Origin of the sequence: Flavobacterium aquidurense (assembly GCF_002217195.1) — a bacterium.
GTDB classification, from domain to species: domain Bacteria; phylum Bacteroidota; class Bacteroidia; order Flavobacteriales; family Flavobacteriaceae; genus Flavobacterium; species Flavobacterium frigidimaris.
The window spans coordinates 47,605-70,977 of sequence record NZ_MUGR01000026.1; the positions used below are offsets into that span (position 1 = coordinate 47,605).

Consider the following 23,373-nt stretch of genomic DNA (forward strand, 5'->3'; position numbering starts at 1 on the left):
TCATTTCTAAATAAATACCTATTAAAAACGTTTATGAAGCAAATTATTCAGCAGATAAAAAATCTTGAATCTATAAATTCCTTCTCTAAACATGAACAATTGGTTCAGGGAATAATTAACGCCATTGATGAAAAAGTAGTTACAAAAGGAGATCTGCTTCCGTCTGTAAATACTTTTATAAGCGAATTGGGTTTTGCAAGAGAAACAATTGCCAAAGCTTATAAGGAACTTGTTCACAGAGGCATCATCGAATCAAAAAACCGACTGGGTTATTTTGTGGCGACCAATGATGTAAAACAAGAACTAAAAGTGGCGTTGCTGATATTTGCATTTGATATTTTTCAGGAAACGTTTTACGAGAATTTCAGAAAAGGTCTTGGGAAAAATATCCAATTGGATATCTTTTTCCATCACAATAATTTTGATACTTTCGAGAGTATTGTTCAGAATATAAAGGGAAAATACGGAATGTTTGTTATTGCTCCGATTCCGAGTAAAAAAACACCGCCTGTTTTAAAACAATTGCCTACCAACAGAGTGTTGCTGGTAGACCGTTTTATAGAAACAGATGAAGATTATAATTATGTTGCACAAGAGTTTGGAGATTCGTCTTACAATGCTTTTGTGCAGCTTAAAGATAAAATTAAAAAGTACGATGAGATTATTTTCTTCTTCAAGCCATCGTCTGCAGAACCCGATGAAATCTTAAATTCTTTTAAAAGATTCATGAAGGATTATGATATCAAAGGAGTTATCAAAGAAGAGTATGTATCCGGTTCTCTGGAAAAAGGAAAAGTATATTTTACGATTCACAATCTCGAGCTTTGGGAAATGTTGAAAGACTCTAAAGTCAAAGGACTTAAAATTGGTTCAGACATTGGCTTTATATCGCATAATGATGATATCGTAAAAGAAATCATCTTTGATGGCGTTACCACATTCTCAACTGATTTCTCTGAAATGGGAAAAAAAGCCGCTAATTTTGTCCTGAACCGTAAAAAGATTCAGGAAATTATTCCAACAATTCTTGTTGACAGAAATTCGTTGTAATTTATGATTGTATTGTCCATTGTTAGTTTTTTACTAATTACCGGTTTTATTGCCTTATTTTCAGCTTTAAAAACACGCACAAAAAAGGTACAAACCACTAATGGACTTTTTTTTGCAGATCATAATAACAATTTCTTTATAGTAGGAGGAGCCTTATTACTAAGTAATATTAGTGCGAATCAATTTATAGGCGAAAACGAATCCATATACACCAACAATATGAGCGTTATGGCATGGGGCGTAAGTTCTGTGTTGGCTATGTTGCTTGTAGCGGAGTTCTTTTTGCCTATTTATTTTCGTACCGGAGCCATGACAATACCGGATTATCTGGGAAAACGTTACGATAATTCGACCAAAAGACTCGTATCGATTGTATTTCTCTGCAGTTATGTGGTCAATTTATTACCGGCCGTTTTATACGGTGGAGCGGTTGCACTTACCGGAATGTTCAACTTTTTATATCCTTTAGAATTAACGTATTGGCAAAACATCTGGATTATGGTCTGGGTCATAGGTCTTACAGGATGTGCGTATTCCGTTTTAGGAGGACTGCGGGCAATATCTATAAGTGATACCATTTTAAGTGTTGGATTATTGACTATCGGAATTGCTTTTCCGTACTTCGGATTTAAATTCCTGGGCAATGGCGACTGGTCTAAAGGATTTCATATTTTACTTTCAGAACACACAGAACATCTGAATGCTATTGGTGGCCCGCACGATGAAATTCCGCTGAGTACCATTTTTACCGGTATGTTTATCATGAACCTTTATTATTGGGGAATGGAACAGTTTATCGTTCAGCAGGCACTTTCTGCAAAAAGTTTATCGCACAGTCAAAAAGGAATGGGATTGGCTTGTTTAGGAAAGTTATTATGCCCTTTTATTATTAACATCCCCGGATTGGTAGGCGTTCATCTTTATAAAAATCTGGAAAATACTGCTGAGGTTTTTCCTCTGGTGGTAAAAGATACATTACCCGGCATTATGATTGGTTTAACTGCTGCCGTTGTTTTGGGAGCAGCAATAAGTACTTTTAATGCAGGTTTAAACAGCAGCAGTACACTTTTTGTACTGAACCTTTATAAACCCTGGTTAGAAAAAAGAAACAAAGAAATTACCGAGAAACATCTGGTCTACACCGGTCGAAAATTCGAGATCATTGTTTCGGCTCTGGCCATGTTTTCAGCCCCGTTTATTATGTTTAGTAAAGCAGGTTTCTATACTTATCTGCAACAATTGGGCGGAATGTTTTGTGTGCCAATTTTCACGATTATTCTGGTTGGTTTCGTGTCTAAAAAAGTACCGCCGCAAGCCGCTAAAATCGGAATGGTATTTTTTATTTTTAGTTATATCATCTTCAATTATATATTAGATATCAAACTGCATTATTTGCATATGCTGGCGTTATTATTTGTGTTTACCACAATATGTATGCTGGTGGTTGCCAGGTTTTATCCAAAATATAAATACACCGAAATCAAAATTGAATCTGTCGAATTATCGCCATGGAAAAACCGTTATTGGTATTTTGCTTTACTGCTGACAGGTATGGTCAGTATATTCGTTTTGTTTTCGAAATGGGGAATAGCGTAGGTTTGAAAGGTTCAAAGTAGCAAAGGCTTTCTTGTAAAGGCGCACTCTAAGCAGTGCGTCTTTTTTTTGTTACACTACAAACCCGGCAGGTTTTTTAAAACCTGTCGCCTTTAACCACTAAAATACTCACACTCGATGATGGGTAAAGATGGGCAGTTTTCTTCGTCAAACACATCTGATTGCCTTTTTTTTTATGATTTATTAAGAATGATTTTATTAATATTTATGAGTATTATTTCAAATTTAAAAAATAAATATTCATCAATTAAAATCACTTTAAAGTCCTTATTTTCTTTGTTTAAGGAGTATTATTTATATTTTTTGTCTGAGATTTCTTTATTTTATTCGTTACTTTTTTTTCTTTTTCCTTTTTAAAGGCAGGTATTAATAGTAATGCTGAAATAAATACTTGAAAAAAATAACAAATTCTTAAAACATAAATTTGGATGTTATGAAAATATTTGTATGTTTGTAATGTTGTAGTATAGTATAGTATAAGTCAATTCGTTTTCTCATATTTTTAAATGCTCAATATTCAAAAAACCAAACAAAAGATTTTATTAACTAAAAACCAAATCATTATGAGAATTGCAATAAGATATTTATGCTTGTTAGTAGTTATGATGTCCGCCGGTACACTTTATTCCCAAACCATCACCGGTAAAGTTACAGATAATGAAAATTTACCACTGCCCGGTGCCACAGTAATTGTAAAAGGCACACAAAATTCAACCGTAACGGACATAGACGGAAGTTACAAATTAAACAATGTTAAATCAGGATCATCCTTAGAATTCAGTTTCATAGGATTCAATCCACAAAGTATTCCTGCTAATAGTGCAGTTGTAAACGCGGCTTTAAAACCAAGTTCACAGGAACTAAATGAAATCGTTATTGTAGGTGCCAAGGTAAAAAGAAGCGACCTTACCGGTGCTGTAGGAAATGTTTCAGGTGATAAATTAACCGAAACGCCCACGGCCAATGTGGTTCAGGCATTGCAGGGACGTGCTTCCGGGGTTTATGTTACACAAAGTCCCACACCTGGAGGAAGCGGTAACATTAAAATTAGAGGAAACAACTCTATACAATATGGAACAAATCCAATATTTGTAGTCGATGGTCTTATCATCGATGGTGGATTTGAATCTATAAACCCAAATGATATTGCGAATGTTGATATCTTAAAAGATGCTTCTTCTACTGCAATTTACGGAGCGAGAGGAGCAAACGGAGTTGTGGTTATTACGACCAAAAAAGGAACAAAAGGAGAAGGTAAAGTCAACTTTGATACCTGGGTTGGACTGTCTGAGTTCAGTAAAATGTTACCATTAATGAACGGTCAGCAATTATTTGACCTTAGAGTTGATGCTTTTGCAAATCAATACATGGATCAGAACCCGACTGCAGATCGTGCAGCTTACGTGAACCAAATTAAATCAGATGGTTCTAAAGTATTTGCGCCTTATGAGTTAGACTCTTACAGAAACGGTAAAAGTTACAATTGGTTAGATGAGATCAAGCGTACCGGAGTACAGACGAATTATAACCTTTCGTTTTCAGGCGGAGGTGATAAAGGTTCTTACTTTATGAGTTTCAATTATGCTGATCAGGACGGTTTACTTAAAAATTCTTCCTTTAAAAGATACAACGGTAAAATCAACCTGACACAAGATGTAAAAACATGGCTTCAGGTAGGTACAAATACTACTTTTTCGAATAGCAAGGCGACTTATATCAATGATAGTGCTTTTCCTAATGCTTTAGGAGCGAACCCGTTATTGCCAATTGATCCGACTGCAACCTATTTGAAATACGGAGATGCGTTAAATTCAGATGCTTACAATCCGATCAGAAGTTTAACTATCGATGATAATAGTACGAAAAACCGTTTGATGTCAAGCAATTATTTAAATATTAAAGCTGCAGAAGGTTTAAATTTCAGAACTACTTTTTCTATTGATGTAATTGATCAGGCTAACTTTAAATATTATCCATCAGATACAGGACAATCTATCAGAAATTCTGCAAGCGGTGAAGCAAATCACTACAGATATAGTGAGTTAAATTACCAGTGGGATAATACAGTAACGTATAATAAAGTAGTTGGTAAACATGATTTTAATGCACTTGGAGCTTTCTCTATTCAGAAAAACACCAATAACAACTCAGAAGTTACCGCAAGAGGCTTTGCTTCTGATGACTTTACTTATATGTACTTAGACGGTGCTTCGCAAAAAAATAATTTCACGCTTAAATCTGATTTTATAACGACAACATTAATGTCTTATACCGGAAGATTAAATTATTCTTATGATAAAAAATACTTTGCAACTGTTACCACACGTTTAGATGGTTCTTCTCGTTTTGGAGGCAACAACAAATGGGGAACTTTTCCTTCTGTGGCTTTAGGCTGGGATGTTGCTAAAGAATTTTTACAATCTGTAGAAGCTGTCAAATTATTAAAATTACGCGGAAGTTACGGTATTGCCGGAAATCAGAATATTCCAAACTATGCCTATGTAAGCCAATACAGACCACAATACACTAGCGGAACAGCAATCTTAAGATCAGACGGACGTTTGGGTAATCCTGATTTACAATGGGAAAAACAAAAACAATTGAATGTAGGTTTAGATTTTGCCTCCGAGAACAATAGATTGTCTGTAACTGTGGATTATTTTAATACCACAAATGAGAATTTGCTGATGGAAAGAACATTATCTACTGTTTCAGGTTTCAAAAACATGATAGATAATGTGGGTACAATGGTCAACAAAGGAGTTGAATTTAGTGCCAATTATAAAATCTTAAAAGAAAATGATTTGTCTTGGGATATTTCAGGAAATATTTCATCAGCAAAAAATAAAATCACCAAATTATATGGTGGTGCAGATGTGATTTATAAAAAAGGCGGATGGACTGGAGTTGAAATTCAAAGAGAAGGAAACTTATTCGTTGGAAAATCAATCAATTCGATCTACGTTTATCAGTTCGACAAAATCGCCCAGACAGCTGATATGGCCGAAATCAGCAAAATTGATTTTGGAGGAAGAACCGTTAAACCCGGAGATCTTGTTCCTGTTGACAGAAATAAAGATGGTAAAATCGATGATAATGACCGTTATGTAGTAGGAAATACAGATCCTGATTTTTACGGAGGGTTTGCAACTGATTTTACTTACAGAGGTTTTGGATTGAATGCGGTTTTCGCTTATTCTTATGGAGGAAAAAAAATCAGCTCTGCTTATGAAAGTTATATGAATTCAGGCGGAATGAGCGCTGCTCATACGGATCTTTTAGACCGTTGGACACCGGAACACACAAATACAAATGTACCACGAGCATATTATGGCGGAGGAAGATTCAATACCTACGAAACGTCATTAGCGATCCAGAATTCATCTTTCTTGCGTTTGAATGCACTTACATTATCCTACAATTTACCAAGTCTGTTTTTAGAAAAAGTATACCTTCAAAATCTGCGTTTGTACGTGACAGGATCTAATTTATTTACGATCACAAAATACAAAGGCTACGATCCTGAAGGAGGAGATGGATATCCTAACTCAAGAATGTTTGTTTTAGGACTGAATGTTTCATTATAACAATTGTTTTGGCAATAATTAAAAATACAATTATGAAAATAAAAATTTTAACAGCAATGGCATTCGTAATGCTTTTTGCTTCCTGTTCCGATTTTTTAGAGCAGGATCCAAATACTTCTCTTACAGAAGAACAGGCTTTTTCGACCTTAAAAAATATAGATCCGATTGTTTTAGGTATGTATATCTCATGGAGAAACATACAAAAAGACAGGGGAGGATTAATGTTTCAATTAGGAACTGATGAAACACAACAAGGTGCACTTCAGGTAATGACAACTCCCGGACAAGCCGGATTAGATTATTATAATGGGTTCCTGTCTAAAGAAAATACTGCATTGGCAGAACAATGGGATTCTCGCTGGCCAGTGGTCAGTACTGCTGCTAAAGCCGTATTTGCATTGAATAATAATACAGAACCTGATGTTGAAAAAAGAAAAATATTATTAGGAGAAGCCAGTTTTATCAGAGCTACTATTATGTTTGAGCTGACTCAGTATTGGGGAGAAATTCCAATTCTTGATGAGACGCGCAGCAAAGAATTAGGTCATGCCAGACAACCGTTAAAAGATGTTTATGCTTTTATTATCAATGATCTTAAAGTAGCAGAAGAAAACTTGCCGCTTACACAAAAAAATCCCTCTTTTCCTGTAAAATATCTTGCTCAGGCATTATTGGGTAAAGTATATTTATATGCGCCGGAAGCTTCAGGGGCACGTGATTATAATTTAGCAAAAGAATCTTTTGCTAAAGTTATAAACTCCGGAAAATATAATCTATTGGCAAATTATGCAGATGTTTTTAGCCCGGATCACGCCAATTCTTCAGAGTCAATTTACGAGTTTCAGTTTACCAATGATTATCCGGACAACAATCAGATACAATGGCAAACAGGATCAAGAGCATTAGCAAATATAGATCAGTACGCTTATTTTGGAGGGTATGACTTGTTAGTGCCTACAAAGTATTGTTATAATGACAAGACAACAGGAGGAATCTGGGAAACAGGAGATAAACGTAAAGATGCCAGTATCCGTTATGATTTTACTTATAAAGGTATTGTACCAACAATTCCGTCAGGTTTTGGTGGTGATGAGCTAGATCCTCACGTAAAAAAATACGAAGATATCCGTATCGACGGAAAACAATCTTTTTGGAATTCAGGTAAAAACAAACCGTATATCCGTTATTCAGATGTATTGCTTTGTTATGCAGAATGTCTGAACGAATTAGGAAATACTCCTGATGCAGAAGGATATGTAAATCAGGTTCGTAAACGTGGTTTTGGAGGAACTTTGCCTGCAGGAATGGAGTGGAGCGGACTTTCGAAAGAACAATTCAAAGAGCAGATGCTGGATGAGCGCATGCGTGAATTAGCTTTTGAAGGCTGGAGAAGAATGGATCTTATTCGTTCAGGAAAATTGGTGCAATACGTAAAAGCACGCAACAAATGGACTGCTGAAAGCGGTACTATTGCAGAATTCCACAACAGATATCCAATTCCTTTGGTAGAGATTCAGCTCAACGATGATATCAGCGATGCGGATCAGAATCCTGGTTATTAATATCAATTAAGACAGTTTTAATGTAATTTTTTATTTTTTGGTCATGTGATTTTGGTTAGTCACAGTTTGATTTGTAATGCCATTTTGGATTTAGGTAATAACAGTACTTAGGGAGTTTTCTGTTAGAAAAAACTTAGTCCAAGATGGCATTCTTTTTTTTTAATGTTTACAAAATTTGTAAACCAATCAGGTAACAATATGAAGTTTAATACTATTCAGATTTATATATATTTATTGGTTTTAAATGCTTTTTCCTTTAGTGTTTTTTCACAAAACAAAGTAAGTTTAAATTCTACCGATATCGTTTGGAAGGTAAAACCACAAGCAGAAGTAGGGCAGGACAGTCTTAAAATGTTCACCTCAAATTATACACAGACAAATTGGGTAAATGCCGTTGTCCCGGGAACCATTTTTAACTCGTATGTAGTAAGCGGATTAGAGAAAGACCCCAATTTTGGGGATAATATCTATCAGGTAGAAAAAGCAAAATACGATCGCAGTTTTTGGTACCGCACAGAATTTAGTGTTCCCGAAAATTTTACAAAAGATATTATCTGGCTTAATTTTGAAGGAATCAATCGCGAAGGTGATATTTACCTTAACGGAAAAAAATTGGCAACGCTTAGCGGAATGATGCAGCGCGGTAAATTTGACATTACCAAATTAGTGCATCGCACAGAAAAAAACGTATTGGCAGTTTTGGTCAGTATTCCAAAAACACCTTTAAATAATTACGGAAGTCCAACTTATATTTCAAGTGCGGGCTGGGACTGGATGCCTTATGTACCGGGATTAAATTCCGGAATTACAGATGATGTTTATCTCAGCAACACAAATAAAGTTACAATTGCAGATCCCTGGATTCATACTAATTTGCCTTCTAATGCACGTGCGGACCTTGAAGTAAAGATAGATCTTAAAAATTCTTCGGCACAAAACCAGGAAGGTGTTCTGACAGGCGTGATAATGCCGGGAAATATTACTTTTTCGAAAAAAATCAGTCTCGAAGCAAACGCAATTACAAATGTAAAATTAAACAAAGAACAGTTTCCGGAACTTTCGATTCAGAATCCTAAATTATGGTGGCCAAATGGTTATGGAGACCCTAATCTGTATAGCTGTCAGTTTACTTTCAAAATTGGCGATGTAGTTTCAGATGCTCAAAAAATAACCTTCGGAATCAAGAAATATACCTATGATACAGAAGGAGGTGTTCTGCATATTTCGATCAACGGGAAAAGAGTATTCCTTAAAGGTGGAAATTGGGGAATGAGCGAATATATGCTGCGCTGCAGAGGAGACGAATACGATCTTAAAGTGAAACTGCACAAAGAAATGAATTATAATATCATTCGTAACTGGCTGGGTTCAACTACAGATGATGAATTCTATGAAGCCTGCGACAAATATGGTATCATGGTTTGGGATGATTTTTGGCTAAATGCAAATCCAAACTTACCCTTAGACATTCACGTTTTTAACAGCAATGTTATTGAGAAAATAAAACGAGTTCGAAATCACGCCAGTATCGCCATCTGGTGCGGAAATAATGAAGGATTGCCACAGCCTCCGCTTAACGGCTGGATTGCTGAAAATATCAAAACTTTTGATAATAACGACAGATATTATCAGCCTTGTTCAAACACAGGCAATCTAAGCGGCAGCGGACTTTGGGGCAATAAAGATCCGAGGTTTTATTTTACCAAATACCCTGCGGCTTATGTAGGAACGGGAGATGGCCCAAGTTGGGGTTTAAGAACCGAAATGGGTACAGCCGTTTTTCCTAACATTGAAAGTTTTAAGAAATTTATTCCTGAAAAAGACTGGTGGCCACGAAATGAGATGTGGAACAAACATTTTTTTGGAGAAAAAGCTTTTAACGCTTCGCCCGATAATTATGATAAAAGTATCAATGAACGTTACGGAAAACCAAATAACCTCGAAGAATATACCACAAAAGCCCAATTACTAAATATCGAAACCAATAAAGCCATGTACGAAGGCTGGTTAGACCACATGTGGGAAGATGCTTCGGGTATTATGATCTGGATGAGCCAATCTTCCTATCCTAGTATGGTTTGGCAAACTTATGATTATTACTATGATTTGACAGGAGCTTATTGGGGCGTAAAATCAGCTTGTGAACCAATGCACATTCAGTGGAATTCAGTAAATAATTCGGTTAAAGTAATCAATACTACCGGAACTGATTTTAAGAATCTGAAAGCCGAATCAGAAGTCTATAATATGGATGGAAAATCAGTTGCCAAATTCAAGCAAAATGCAACGATAGATTCGTATTCAAATACAGCAACAGAGAGTTTCGTGATTCCGTTTTACTCGAATCAAAAAGATCTTGCTTTTCAGAAAAATGCAATCGCTTCTTCGACAGATGGAGGAAATACCAGAGACATTACTGATGGAGATTCAAACAGCCGTTGGGCAAGTAATGCTACTGATAATGAATGGATTTATGTAGATCTTGAAAACGAATATACTATAAACAGAGTAGTTTTAAACTGGGAAAATGCCTTTGGAAAAGAATATAAAATTCAGGTAAGTACCGATGCCAAAAACTGGACAGATGCAAGTGTTATAACAGAAGGAAAACAAGGTCTTGAAACTATTTCGTTTGATGAAACAAAAGCACGTTACGTTAGAATGTTAGGCATAAAACGCGGTTCTGGCTGGGGATATTCACTTTATGATTTCAAGGTTTTTGGTGCCGATGCCAATACTTCAGATTTGAGTCCGGTACATTTTATCCGATTAAAATTAAAAGATGCACAAAACAAAACAGTAAGCGAGAATTTTTATTGGAGAGGAATCAATATGAAAGATTTCACCGAACTGAACAAACTGCCAAAAGTAAACGTAAATGTTTCGAGTAAAGTGGTAAAACAAAACGGGAAATATGTTATAAAAGCCAAAGTTTCAAGCCCGTCAGGAATTGCTTTTGGAGTTCACATCCAGGCATTGAATGACAAAACAGGATCTCAGATTTTACCGGCAATTATAAGCGATAGTTATTTTACCTTATTAAAAGGAGAAAGCAAAGAAGTGACTATAGACTTTGACGAAACACTTTTGAAAAACGGAGAAAAGCCAGTTATAAAAGCTGTTCCTTATAATAAATAAAAAAGATTTTATCCTAACAGGTTTCCAAAACCTGTTAGGTATGCTTAAAAACCCAAAATATTATCAACATAAACCTCTCAGGTTTAGTTGAAACGAACTGTATACGAGAATTTAATACCAATGTGTTATAGATTAAAAATCATTTCCAATCTTTTTATCCCGATAGCTATCGGGAGTGGCAAAAAAAACAACTAAAAACAACAACTATGAACATTAAAAAGTTGAAAGCACTGCTTTTTATACTATTGCCTTTTTTAGGCTATTCGCAAAGCAATCCGTTAGAATTGTGGTATACCAAACCCGCTTCTCAATGGGAAGAAACATTGCCATTAGGAAATGGCAGATTAGGAATTATGCCTGATGGTGGAGTGACAACCGAAAAATTGGTTTTGAATGAAATTACCTTATGGAGCGGAGGCCCGCAAGATGCCAACAATTACAAAGCATATTCTTTTCTACCTCAGATTAGAGAATTGTTATTAGCCAATAAAAACAAAGAAGCCCAAAAACTAATTGATGAGCATTTTATCTGTACAGGAGCGGGTTCCGGAAGCGGAAATGGAGCTGATGTACCATTTGGAGCCTATCAGGTTTTGGGAAATATGACGCTTCAATTTGATTATAATACCCAGTCAAAACCGATTAATTACAGCAGAAATCTGGACATTCAAACCGCAGTTGCCGGAACTCAGTTTACTATTGACGGCGTAACCTATAAGCGTGAATATTTTACAGGATTTGGCGATGATGCTTCTTTTATCAGATTGACAGCAAGCAAAAAAGGGAAATTAAATTTTACCGTTCAGTTAGATCGACCGGAACGTTTTAAAACCGTAAATAGTTCTGATAATTCGCTTGTTATGACCGGTCAGCTTAACAACGGAACTAACGGAAAAGGAATGAAATATAAAGCAAAAGTAAAAACTCAGCAAGTAGATGGAAATGCTTTATACACTAACAATAAAATTGAAATAAAAAATGCTACAGAAGTCGTGATTTTTATTTCTGCCGGAACAGATTATAAAGATAAAAACTTCGAATCATCTGTAGATAAAATTCTGGATGCAGCGATGCAAAAGGAATATCAGGATCAGAAGAAAATACATATTGAAAACTACCAAAAGTTGTTCAATCGTGTGACTTTAAATTTAGGAAAAACGGCAAAGAAAACACTACCAACCAATGAGCGTTTAGATACTTTTATCAAAGAACCAGATGCAGATAAGGGACTTCCTGTTTTGTTTTATCAATACGGCCGTTATTTGAGTATTAGCAGCACGAGATTAGGATTGTTGCCGCCAAACTTGCAGGGATTATGGGCAAAAGAAGTACAAACGCCATGGAATTCCGATTATCATCTGGATGTAAATGTGCAGATGAATCACTGGGCATTAGAGACAGCCAATTTATCCGAATTGAATCTTCCTCTAAAAGATTTGACTAAAGATCTTATGCCTAATGGAGAAAAAACAGCCAAAGCTTATTATAATGCTGACGGTTGGGTGGCACACGTAATCACAAACGTTTGGGGCTTTACAGAACCAGGCGAAAGTGCTTCATGGGGAATCACAAAATCAGGATCAGGCTGGTTGTGCAACAATTTATGGAGCCATTATTTGTATACCAATGATCAGGCTTATTTAGCTGAAATTTACCCAATTTTAAAAGGTGCAGCACAATTTTATAAAAATATGTTGGTAAAAGATCCTGAAACAGGATGGTTGGTAACTTCGCCATCTGTATCGCCGGAAAACTCATTTTTATTACCAAATGGCGATGCGTCTCACGTTTGTATGGGACCTACAATAGACAATCAAATTATTCGCGAATTGTTTAATAATGTGATAATAGCATCTAAAAAACTAGGATTGGATAATGATTTAAGTATTGAATTAGACAAACAATTAAAATTATTACCGCCTCCGGGAGTTGTTAGCCCTGACGGAAGAATTATGGAATGGTTAAAAGATTATAAAGAAGAAGATCCCCAACACCGTCATATTTCTCATTTATATGGTTTATATCCGGGATCTTTGATTACTCCTGAAAACAAACCAGAACTTGTAGACGCAATTAAAAAAACTCTTGAAGTAAGAGGAGATGACGGAACAAGCTGGTCAATTGCCTACAAAATGCTGTTTTGGGCTCGTTTAAAAGATGGAAACAGAGCTTATAAATTATTTAAGACAATACTTAGACAAACACATGATACCAATATTAATTATGGCCCTGGTGGTGGTGTATATGCCAATTTACTTTCTGCAGGTCCACCGTTTCAAATTGATGGAAATTTTGGTGCAGCTGCCGGAATTGGCGAAATGTTGATTCAAAGTCATGCCGGATTTATAGAATTATTGCCTGCAATGCCGGATGCCTGGTTAAACGAAGGTGAAGTAAAAGGGCTTAAAGCAGAAGGAAATTTTACCGTAAACATCAAATGGGAAAAAGGTAAAATAACGAAATATGAAGTGTTATCTCCTGTACCAACAAAAGTAAAAGTGAAGGTGAACGGAGAATTAAAAGAAATTACTTCGTCTAAATTGTAATAGCAATTAGACCTGACAGGTTTTAAAAACCTGTTAGGTCTAATATATGAATAGCCCTCAGCTTTAGCTGGGGGTTAATAAAATGATAAATAATATGGCTTTAGCCGAAATCTTAGCGTATTTCGACTAAAGCCATTTTTATATTCGACTCTTTTGATCTCCAGCTAAAGCTGAAATCTATTCAAAAAAACATATTTCATTAAATTCTATACAATGAAAATAAATAAAATAATACTCTTTGGGACTTTACTAAGTTCAATAGTGCTCGGAGCACAAAATGCCGATAAAATCACTTCACACGTAAATCCGTTTATAGGTACAGGAGCCGCACACGGATCACCACTTTCGGGAAATAATTATCCCGGAGCAACGGTACCGTTTGGGATGGTGCAATTGAGTCCCGATACACGCAACACACCTGATTGGAGTGTCGCCAGCGGTTATAATTATAACGACACCACCATTGCAGGTTTTAGCCACACACATTTAAACGGAACTGGTGTTGCTGAATTATTCGATGTTATGTTGATGCCTTTTAGTGGTCCAATAGTGAAAGAAGAAGCGGGGCAAAATGCTTATCAATCCAAATTTTCACATGATAAAGAAACTGCAAAACCGGGTTATTATAGTGTAGAACTTCAGGATTATCAAATAAAGGCAGAACTGACGGCGACTGCGCACGCCGGTTTTCATAAATATAGTTTTCCTAAAAATAAAGAAGCCCATATCGTGATTGACTTAGAGCATTCGATGAAAAAATCCGATTGGAATACGCGTATTATTGCCTCACAATTGTCATTTCCGAATGATCATACGATTGAAGGATATCGTATCATTACAGGTTGGGCACCAATGCGAAAAGTATTTTTTCATGCCGAATTTTCACAGCCAATAATTCGTAATCACGTAACCGATGGCGGAAATGTGTATGAGAATGCCAAAATAGTAAACGGAAATGCAATAAGAGCCATTCTAGATTTTGATACGTTAAAACAACAAGAAGTTTTGGTAAAAGTGGGAATCTCCGCAACCAGTATCGAAAATGCAAGACTTAATGTAGAATATGAAATTCCTGCCTGGGATTTTAATGCAACCGTAAATACCGCAGATGCTGTGTGGGAGAAAGAACTCAGCAAAATAAAAATAGAAGCTACAGCAGAGCAAAAGCAGATTTTCTACACCGCTTTGTATCACACATTTATTCAGCCCAACACTTTATCAGATATCAGTGGTGATTATCCGGCTGCAGATTTTACCACCAAAAATGCATCCAAACCGTATTATTCCACTTTCTCTTTGTGGGATACGTATCGTGGCGCACATCCATTATATACGATTACGCAACCGGAACGTTCTGTTGATTTTGTGAATAGTATGCTGGCGTATTACACAGTCTTTGGTTATTTACCCATCTGGCAATTATGGGGACAGGAAAATTATTGTATGATTGGCAATCACGCCATTCCGGTTGTGGTGGATGCTGTGCTGAAAAACTTACCCAGAATTGATGTCGATTTGGCTTTTGAAGCCGTAAAGAACTCAGCAACACGTGAACATCAGGGATCGCCATTTGGTATTTGGGAAAAGCACGGTTATATTCCGGAGAATTTAAAATCACAATCAGTTTCTTTGACTTTAGAAATGGCGTATGATGATTGGTGTGTGGCAGAATTGGCAAAGAAATTAGGTAAAACTGATGATTGCAATCATTTTATAAAACGTTCTCAATTCTATAAAAATCTATACGATAAACAAATTGGTTTCTTCAGAGCAAAAGACGATAAAGGCAATTGGATTGGCCCTTTCGATCCTTTAAAATATGGGGCAAATGGCGGTTATCCGTTTACGGAAGGAAATGGCTGGCAGTACTTTTGGTATGTTCCGCAAGATGTAAAAGGATTGGTGAATTTAGTTGGAGGAGATCATTTATTTACCAAAAAACTAGATACTTTTTTCACCTTAGAAGACAAACCAGAAGAAGTAAACGACAACGCTTCAGGTTTCATTGGTCAATATGCACACGGAAACGAACCAAGTCATCACATTGCTTATCTCTACAATTATGCAGGTCAACCCTGGAAAACCCAACAATATGTAGCAGAGATTTTGAAGAAAATGTACAATACAACTTCATCCGGTTATTCCGGAAATGATGATTGCGGGGAGCTTTCGGCTTGGTATGTTTTTAGTGCAATGGGATTTTATCCTGTAAATCCTGCAAGTAGTTTGTATATTATTGGAACCCCAATTCTAAAAGAAGCATCGATTCAGTTGAAAGATGGAAAGGCTTTTAAAGTTATAGCAAAGAATGTTTCTGATAAAAATATTTACATCCAAAGTGCCAAACTAAACGGTAAAACGTACACCAAAACATTTATTCGTCAAGCGGATATTGATGCCGGAGGAACTTTAGAATTTGTTATGGCATCTAAACCGAATAAGAAATGGGGAACGAAATTGGAAGACAGACCGATTGAGTAATTTGAATTTTGATGAGAAAAATTAGCCACGGATTACGCGGATTAAACGGATTCTAGCTGATTTTTTTTACTATTTGTGCGTATTATTTTGTCATCCTGAGGAACGAAGGATCACACAAGAAATTCCGCATGCAAAATCGCCAATCTTTGTCGATCTACGAGTGTGATCTCTCCTTCGTCGAGATGACAAGATTGCGTAAATTATGAGTAAAATAAAAAATCCGTTTTTTATCCGCGTGCCATATTCCATTCTAAGAATAATAACATTATGACAATAAAAAAAGGTTTGATGAAATTAATCATCAAACCTTTTTTGTTTCCAAAGACCTGATAGTTTTTCTAAACCTCTCAGGTCTAATATTTAAACTACTAACTTAAACAGAAATGGATTCTTCATTCTTCAATAAAGACAAATGTATTGTAACTCCTGAATGGCTTTTCTCTTCAGATAAAACACTTTCAAAAACTTCCTCAGCTTCCGCTTTTTTATCCAAACCTAAAAGCCCTAATCCCTGCATGTACAAACAGTGAATTTTATTTCGTTTGTCTAAATCATCTTCCCAAATCATAAGATCCGGAAGCGATACTGCAAAATAGTCGATTGTAACATGATCGTTGAGGTGTTTTTTAGCGTAAGCGACTAATTTTTCAAAACGTTTATCCGCTTCAGATTGTTGGTCTAATTTTAAGAAAGCCAAGCCCTGATAGAATATTTTATCCGGTTGCTGATCGTTATAGAAAATCGCTGCCGTTGGTTCATCTAATCCCTGCGTTGCTTTGTTCCACCAGTTTTTAGCTTGTTCAGGATTGTTTTTCTTTTCGAAAGCAACACCCAACCAATAATAAATATCATTTTCCTGAGCGCCCGGTAGTTTTCCTTCGCCTAAATTATCAGGATACCTTTGTGCTTGTTCCAAAAGTTCTATGGCTTTTTCGTAATTTCCTTCTGAGATTTGTTGTTTGGCAATTTCGGTTAAAGCAACCAGATATTGTCCGCTCACTTTTCCTTCGCCGCCTTCCCACGGATGGAAAATTCGGTTTTGTAATAAGGTTAGGGCTTTATCGTGTTTACCTAAAAGGTTGTACAAAGCCACTCTTTCTAAATAAACATCATCACGCTGAATCACCAATTCTAAATGTTTTTCTAAGAAAGCCAGTCTGAAAACCAAATCCCTGTTCAAACGTTTGTACAATTGATCCAGTTCCATTAAAATTCTTGAATCAGTCAAGTCTAACGAGAATGCTTTCTCTAAACTTGCAAGTGCTTTTTGTTCGTTTTCTAGTTTGTTATAATACCCCAAAGCCAAATTACGGTGCACAGTTGGGAAAGTATCGTCTATCGCAACAGATTGTGCCCAGCAAGAAATCGCATCATCATAGAATTTTGAAGCGTACCAAAAGTTGCCTAAATAATACAACGCTTTCGCATCATTACTTTGCTTCTGAATCACGTTTTGAAGTACTATTGCAGCTTCAATCTGATTTGGGAAACAATAGTCCGGTTTTGCCTGAGAAGCCATTTTGAAGCATTCTTCGGCTTGACCGAAATCATTTAATTTCTCATAAAAAGAACCTGCATAATACCACGCAATTGGATAGGTTTCTTCGTCTTTTAATCCTTCAGATAATAAACTTACAGCTTCCTTATATAAACCAGCAGCAGCATAATCCAAAGCATATTCTATATACGTATGAATATTATTTCTGATCAGAGTGTTGAAATATTTCAGCTCTTTTTTGTCATTGCTTAAAAGGTATTTCTCGTAAAGCAACCCAAAATTGAAGCAATCATTTTCTAAATAAGTATTCGTCAATTGAAGCGCTTTTTCTGTTTGATTTAACTTTCGAAGAAAAGCCACTTGCAAATGCAATGCTTTATGATCTTCGGTATTTTTAGAAATTGCTTTTTTGATGTGGGTTAATGCCAATTCAAAATCACCGTTTAAAGCATCCAATTGCCCTACATAAAAATAGCCCTGATTTTGCCAGGCCGCATTCCACGTTGACTTGTAAAAAGCATCATAAGCTTCTTGATTCTTATTCTGATATTTCAGACACAATCCCAGATTGAAATATGCTTCACCTTCATACGGATTTGGATTTCTTTGTGTCAATGTTTTGATAGCTGCTCTAAAATAAGGCTCAGCTTCTGTAAATTTTGCTCTTCGCATCAACCACAATCCCATTGCATTATTCGAGCGAATATCTCCTGCATCACGTTTTATGGCTTCTTCATAATACGGAACCGGGCTGTAAGTCGCGTGTCTGTATTGTTCTAAATGTTGCGCTGTCAGGAACAATTGTTCATTATTCTCAATATCTTCGGGAGCAAGAGCAGGTTTTGCAGCTTCCGGAATTTCGGCTTCATTTGGACCTTCATACGTCCAGTCTACCAAAACTTTATCATCAGCATCAGTTACTGAAATCGATAATCCTTCTAAAGAAGTATTCTCAAAATCAATCGTTTCTTCAAATGAATTGTAAGGTGAAGCATCGTATTGTTTTTGGAGTAAAACATTTCCATTATTCTTTAAAGTAACTTTTGTATTCGGATAAACGCCCGTTGTATACGCTTTTATCACTAATTTGTTGTCGATACTTTCCAGATTTACCATAGCATTTTTGGTCGCATTTTTTACAATTCCCAAATCACGATAGGGCATAAAATACTGCGTAAAATCTTTCTGTTCACCCGGCATAATCCAGGTAAAATCAGGCTGATTATCGGTGTAAACACCACACATTAATTCTATGTATGGACCATCTTCATCGGTCAGGTTACGATCCCAGGCGCAACCAAAATCGCCGTGACCCCAAGTCCATTGTTTTTTTCCCGGAGAAACATGATGATTGGCGACGTGTAATAATCCGCCTTTTGAATCATTTTCGTAGCCGCCGACAAAATTATATTTGGATGCAATCGCCATATACGACGTTGGAACCGGAATATTTTTATAACGGGAAATATCAGTTCCCGGCGAATAATCGACTTTATAATACGTTCCTTTTGCAATAGGGAATGACGAAACATCACGTTTACCATGATCAAAAACAGCATTTACATCTGGTGGAAAAACCGACTGATAATCATCATTTACCTTAACGGCAGGGTTGGCCCACCATAAAAAGGTTTGCGGGAAAGAGGTTCTGTTATACAATTGTACTTTAATTTCCAGATACGCTTTGTCAGGATACAATCGGAAACCCGCCATACCTTTTGTTCTAAACATACGCTCGACTTCGCTGCACCAAACTGTTGCACTTCCGTCTTCGTGTTCTTCAATCGTAAAATCAACAGGATCAAAAGTCGTTGGTCTGTGGTGTTGTGGCCAGTTGAACTCAATTCCTCCCGAAATCCAAGGGCCTGTAAGTCCTACCAAAGCCGGTTTCACCACCTGATTGTAATACACAAAATGACGTTCTTTGGTTTTATCATAAGCCATATGAACACGTCCGCCAAGTTCTGGCAGGATCATTATTTTGACAAATTCATTTTCAAGATAAACCGCCTGATATTCTTTATCCATTTTTTCGTCTGCTATTTTTTCAATAACCGGATAAGGGTATACAGATCCGTTACTTCCCTGATACACTCTTTTCTCAATAAATACAGGATTTTTTTCAGGTTTGCCCACCTCATAGGTTTGCAGGATTATTTTTTCCTTCCAAACATTTACTTTTTGCATGATGTAATGAAATTTAAATTATAGAATATTCTTTGATTTTTTATCAGAAACCATCAGTTCCTCAATCTCTTCGAGACTTTTGTTTTTGGTTTCAGGAAGTTTTCTAAATACAAACACAAATCCTAAGGCACAGATAATACCGTACAACCAGAAAGTGCCTGATGTACCCAGATATTCGTTGAAAATAGGGAATGTTTGTACTAAAAGTGCAGAGGCGATCCAGAGTGCAAATGTGGCTACAGACATCGCAACACCACGGATTCTGTTAGGGAAAATTTCAGATAAAATCACCCAGGTAATAGGAGCGAGGGACATGGCATAGATAGCAATGGCTAGTAATACCAGTAATAATAAAGGGAAACCGGTAACATTGGTATAGTAAAAATAACCCAATAATGCATAGATTACGGCAAGTGCGCCGGAACCAAAAAGCATTAACTTTTTACGGCCAATTTTGTCTACAGTTCCCATGGCAACCAACGTAAAAATCAGGTTGATACTTCCGGTAATCACAATATTCATGAACAAATCATTGATGCTGTAACCCGCCGAAACAAAGATTTCCTGAGCGTAGTTGAAAATGATATTGATCCCGCACCATTGTTGGAAAGCAGCGAGAACAATCCCAATTGTTAGAATTGGTAAAGCTTTTTTGTCTAGTAACATTCTGAAATCGGTTTTCTCTGTTTCATGAGAGAACGTTTCTTTTATTTTTACCGAAGCTTCTTTGGCGTATGCCAAACCTCCAATTTTTGTAAGTGTATTTTCTGCCGAATCATAATTTCCTTTTTTGGCCAAATATCTCGGGCTTTCCGGAATTAAAAACATTAGAATAAAGAAGAGAACTGCGGGGAAAAATCCTGCCCAAAACATCCATCTCCAACCCGTTTGTCCGTTCCATGAAGCCAGAATTTCAGCGTGAGAATAACCAGCCGGAATAACTTCGGTAATCAACATATTCGTGATTTGTGCGGCAAGAATACCAATAACGACGGTAAGTTGATTGATCGATACAAAAAGGCCTCGGGTTTCTTGTGGCGCGATTTCAGCAATATATAAGGGAGAAATTGTAGATGCGATCCCAATTCCGATACCGCCAATGATTCTCCAGATAATAAAGATCGTAAAAGTTTCTGACGCTCCGGTACCTATCGCCGATATAGAGAATAATACTGCGGCAGCGATCAACATAGGACGTCTTCCGTAAGTATCTGCCAGTTTTCCGGCAGCGGCTGCTCCAGCAACACAGCCCACAAGTGCACTACTCATTGCCCAGCCTTGTAAAGCAGGAGAATCTGAAATGCCAAAATAAATTTCGTAAAATGGTTTTGCACCACCTATTACAACCCAGTCGTAACCAAAGAGTAAACCACCCAATGCTGCGACAAGGCTAATTGATAGTAAAAAGGTATAATTATAATTTTTCATAAAAAGGTTTTAATAGCTTTTGTAAAATTAGCGGAATAGGAACCTTTGATTTATGGATATTTTTTTTGAATAGATGGACTATAATATGATTTTTTTGTGCTTTATCCTAAAATACGAAAACAATTGCGCTACTGCTTGTATTCAGTGCGATATTGTATGGGTGATGTACTCATTATTTTTTTGAATAAACGAGAGAAATACAACGGATCATTAAACCCCAAAGCAAAGCTTATTTCCTTTATGCTCATAGTGGTAAAGCTGAGATACTGACAGGCTTTTTGCATTTTTAAGTAATTGAAATAATGTATAGGAGAGTAGCCTGTTTGCTTCTTAAACAAGGTAAAGAAGTGCGATGATGAGTAGTTGAAATAAGCCGCCACATCATTGATTTTTAAGGATAAATCCAAATGCTTTTTCATATAGTCAATTGCGGACTCAATAGTATTATCCTCTGAAAATTGCCTGTTTTTTTTAATGAAAAATCGCTCATATAAAAAAGCGTTCAGTAATTGCCACAAAGAGAGATTGGCATATTCAAGATTACTGGCACTGTAGCCGTCTTCCATAACATCGAGTATGTTTTCAAAAAGTTCGATACGTCTTTCTTCCAGCGATAATTGGGGCGCGGTGTCCGGAAATTCGGTGATGAATTTTTCATAGAAATGTGGTGCTTGCGGTCCGGTAAAATGCAGCCAGTAAATACTCCACGGATTTTGTTTTAAAGCATAATAATCATGCGCCACTTCGGGAGGTATTATATAAAAGGTATTCGCTTTGAGCGTTATGGTTTTATTTTCTTTACTAATAATGCCTTCACCTTTATAACAATAAATCAATATATATTGTTTGCTTCCGTGTTTACGTTTCATCGAGTGATGGCTTGCATTTGGGAAAACGCCAATATCGGTAAAATACAAACTTGATATAAGTCCGTTATTTTTTATTTCCGAAAGTATATTTTTAGGAATCACAATCATGCGCTGTCCTAAAAAGCCTTCTTTAACTTTTATCTTTTCCTTTTGTGATGAATTCTTCATTTTGTTGAGAGTATTTTTCAAATATCGTAATTTAATCCATGTTTTTAGAAAAAATGTCCATTTTGATGAAAATAATCAGGATTACATTTGAAACATTAGAATAACAATGATGTTTTCAATCTCTTTTTTAAAACAATATGAATCCTATTAATAAGATTGTATACGAACCTTTTGGGGTTTGTGATGGCAAAGAAATCTTTAAATTCAAACTAACTAATGTTCACGGAAATTACGTTGAACTGCTTAATTATGGAGCCGTAGTAAAATCCATAGTAGTGCCTGATAAAAATGGAAATAAAGAAAATGTAGTTCTTGGATTTCCAACTTTAGACGGATATTTAAAAGATACTTCTTATATAGGAGCAACAGTTGGACGTTTTGCCAACAGAATCAATAATGCCGAGTTTTCAATCGAAAATAAAACTTTTCATCTCGATAAAAATGACGGTAAAAACAACAATCATAGCGGTTCGGCAGGATTTAATAACAAGATATTTGATTTTATTGTAAACGAAGATTCGGTGGCTTTTACTTTAGAAAGCAAAAATGAAGAAGGCGGTTTTCCCGGAAATGTAAGCACAAAAATCATTTATAAATGGACGGATAAAAACGAACTTAAAATTGAATTTTTGGCTGTAGCCGATGAACCAACACCGCTCAATTTTACCAATCATTCCTATTTTAATTTATCGGCCTGCGCCGAAAAAATACACCATCATAAACTTAATATTCAGTCGACTAAAATTCTCGAAAGCACACCGGAATATATTCCGACGGGAGAAATAATTCCGGCTGATGATTATTTGTTTTTTAATTATAAACTAACCGATGTAATGCAAAATAACGGATTGAATATCTATTATGTTTTTGATAGAAATGTGGCCAATGAAAATGCGGTCTGCGAATTGTTCGAAGAAAAATCAGAACGATTAATGCGTGTTTATACCTCATATCCGGGCGTGCAATTGTACACGGGAGATTATTTAAACAGCACAACAATTGGCGAACATTCAAAAAAATACAAGCCTTTTGACGGACTTTGTTTAGAATGCCAATATTATCCGGATAGTCCTAATCATGCCAATTTCCCCAATACCATATTCAAAGCAGGACAGATTTATAATGAAACGATTACATATGCTTTTGATATTATGATTCCAAAATATGCCACAGATTATGAAGATTAAAATGATTTTTTTTCGCCACGAATTGCACAAATTTTCACAAATTAATTCGTGTTAGTTC

11 protein-coding genes are annotated in these 23,373 nt (G+C 36.2%); 8 read left to right on the top strand and 3 right to left on the bottom strand.

Features of this window, described 5'->3' with window-relative positions; genetic code table 11:
- Nucleotides 1–33 precede the first annotated feature (33 nt).
- From B0A67_RS14165 to B0A67_RS14200, 7 genes are all read left to right on the top strand, one after another.
- A complete protein-coding gene (locus B0A67_RS14165; protein WP_072954086.1) occupies nucleotides 34–1,050 on the top strand; it encodes a GntR family transcriptional regulator in 1,017 nt (338 codons plus the stop codon).
- Nucleotides 1,051–1,053: 3 nt separating this feature from the next.
- Complete coding sequence (locus tag B0A67_RS14170) at nucleotides 1,054–2,646, top strand: solute:sodium symporter family transporter (RefSeq protein WP_072954082.1); 1,593 nt, start codon at nucleotides 1,054–1,056, stop codon at nucleotides 2,644–2,646.
- A gap of 581 nt (nucleotides 2,647–3,227) precedes the next feature.
- Nucleotides 3,228–6,251, top strand: a complete 3,024-nt coding sequence (locus B0A67_RS14180; protein ID WP_072954292.1) for a SusC/RagA family TonB-linked outer membrane protein — start codon at nucleotides 3,228–3,230, stop codon at nucleotides 6,249–6,251.
- 32 nt (nucleotides 6,252–6,283) lie between these two features.
- On the top strand, nucleotides 6,284–7,813 hold the full coding sequence (locus B0A67_RS14185) for a RagB/SusD family nutrient uptake outer membrane protein (RefSeq protein ID WP_089069544.1): 1,530 nt from the start codon (nucleotides 6,284–6,286) through the stop codon (nucleotides 7,811–7,813).
- Nucleotides 7,814–8,011: 198 nt separating this feature from the next.
- Nucleotides 8,012–10,951 (top strand): galactose-binding domain-containing protein, encoded by a 2,940-nt coding sequence (locus B0A67_RS14190; protein WP_072954285.1) that lies wholly within the window; start codon nucleotides 8,012–8,014, stop codon nucleotides 10,949–10,951.
- A 206-nt stretch (nucleotides 10,952–11,157) separates the two neighbouring features.
- Nucleotides 11,158–13,497: a glycoside hydrolase family 95 protein gene (locus B0A67_RS14195; protein WP_072954079.1), complete on the top strand. Its 2,340-nt coding sequence runs from the start codon at nucleotides 11,158–11,160 to the stop codon at nucleotides 13,495–13,497.
- A 213-nt stretch (nucleotides 13,498–13,710) separates the two neighbouring features.
- Nucleotides 13,711–15,978, top strand: a complete 2,268-nt coding sequence (locus tag B0A67_RS14200) for a GH92 family glycosyl hydrolase (protein WP_072954074.1) — start codon at nucleotides 13,711–13,713, stop codon at nucleotides 15,976–15,978.
- Between the two features lie 373 nt (nucleotides 15,979–16,351).
- Here B0A67_RS14200 and B0A67_RS14205 read toward each other — a convergent pair whose 3' ends face one another.
- The 3 genes from B0A67_RS14205 to B0A67_RS14215 form a co-directional block, all read right to left on the bottom strand.
- Nucleotides 16,352–19,663 carry a tetratricopeptide repeat protein gene (locus B0A67_RS14205; protein WP_072954071.1) on the bottom strand — a complete coding sequence of 1,104 codons (3,312 nt, stop codon included), beginning with the start codon at nucleotides 19,661–19,663 and terminating at the stop codon, nucleotides 16,352–16,354.
- 18 nt (nucleotides 19,664–19,681) lie between these two features.
- A complete protein-coding gene (locus B0A67_RS14210; RefSeq protein ID WP_072954069.1) occupies nucleotides 19,682–21,091 on the bottom strand; it encodes a sugar porter family MFS transporter in 1,410 nt (469 codons plus the stop codon).
- Between the two features lie 128 nt (nucleotides 21,092–21,219).
- The gene (locus B0A67_RS14215; RefSeq protein ID WP_072954066.1) at nucleotides 21,220–22,128 is read right to left on the bottom strand and encodes an AraC family transcriptional regulator; all 909 of its coding nucleotides are present in this window, start codon (nucleotides 22,126–22,128) and stop codon (nucleotides 21,220–21,222) included.
- A gap of 137 nt (nucleotides 22,129–22,265) precedes the next feature.
- Between B0A67_RS14215 and B0A67_RS14220 the strand changes: the two genes are divergently transcribed.
- On the top strand, nucleotides 22,266–23,315 hold the full coding sequence (locus tag B0A67_RS14220; RefSeq protein ID WP_072954059.1) for an aldose epimerase family protein: 1,050 nt from the start codon (nucleotides 22,266–22,268) through the stop codon (nucleotides 23,313–23,315).
- Nucleotides 23,316–23,373: the final 58 nt, after the last annotated feature.

Coding starts and splice junctions, on each gene's coding strand:
- B0A67_RS14220 (WP_072954059.1), top strand. CDS start 22,266: ATGAATCCTATTAATAAGATTGTATACGAACCTTTTGGGGTTTGTGAT.
- B0A67_RS14185 (WP_089069544.1), top strand. CDS start 6,284: ATGAAAATAAAAATTTTAACAGCAATGGCATTCGTAATGCTTTTTGCT.
- B0A67_RS14170 (WP_072954082.1), top strand. CDS start 1,054: ATGATTGTATTGTCCATTGTTAGTTTTTTACTAATTACCGGTTTTATT.
- B0A67_RS14205 (WP_072954071.1), bottom strand. CDS start 19,663: ATGCAAAAAGTAAATGTTTGGAAGGAAAAAATAATCCTGCAAACCTAT.
- B0A67_RS14200 (WP_072954074.1), top strand. CDS start 13,711: ATGAAAATAAATAAAATAATACTCTTTGGGACTTTACTAAGTTCAATA.
- B0A67_RS14165 (WP_072954086.1), top strand. CDS start 34: ATGAAGCAAATTATTCAGCAGATAAAAAATCTTGAATCTATAAATTCC.
- B0A67_RS14195 (WP_072954079.1), top strand. CDS start 11,158: ATGAACATTAAAAAGTTGAAAGCACTGCTTTTTATACTATTGCCTTTT.
- B0A67_RS14210 (WP_072954069.1), bottom strand. CDS start 21,091: ATGAAAAATTATAATTATACCTTTTTACTATCAATTAGCCTTGTCGCA.
- B0A67_RS14190 (WP_072954285.1), top strand. CDS start 8,012: ATGAAGTTTAATACTATTCAGATTTATATATATTTATTGGTTTTAAAT.
- B0A67_RS14180 (WP_072954292.1), top strand. CDS start 3,228: ATGAGAATTGCAATAAGATATTTATGCTTGTTAGTAGTTATGATGTCC.
- B0A67_RS14215 (WP_072954066.1), bottom strand. CDS start 22,128: ATGAAGAATTCATCACAAAAGGAAAAGATAAAAGTTAAAGAAGGCTTT.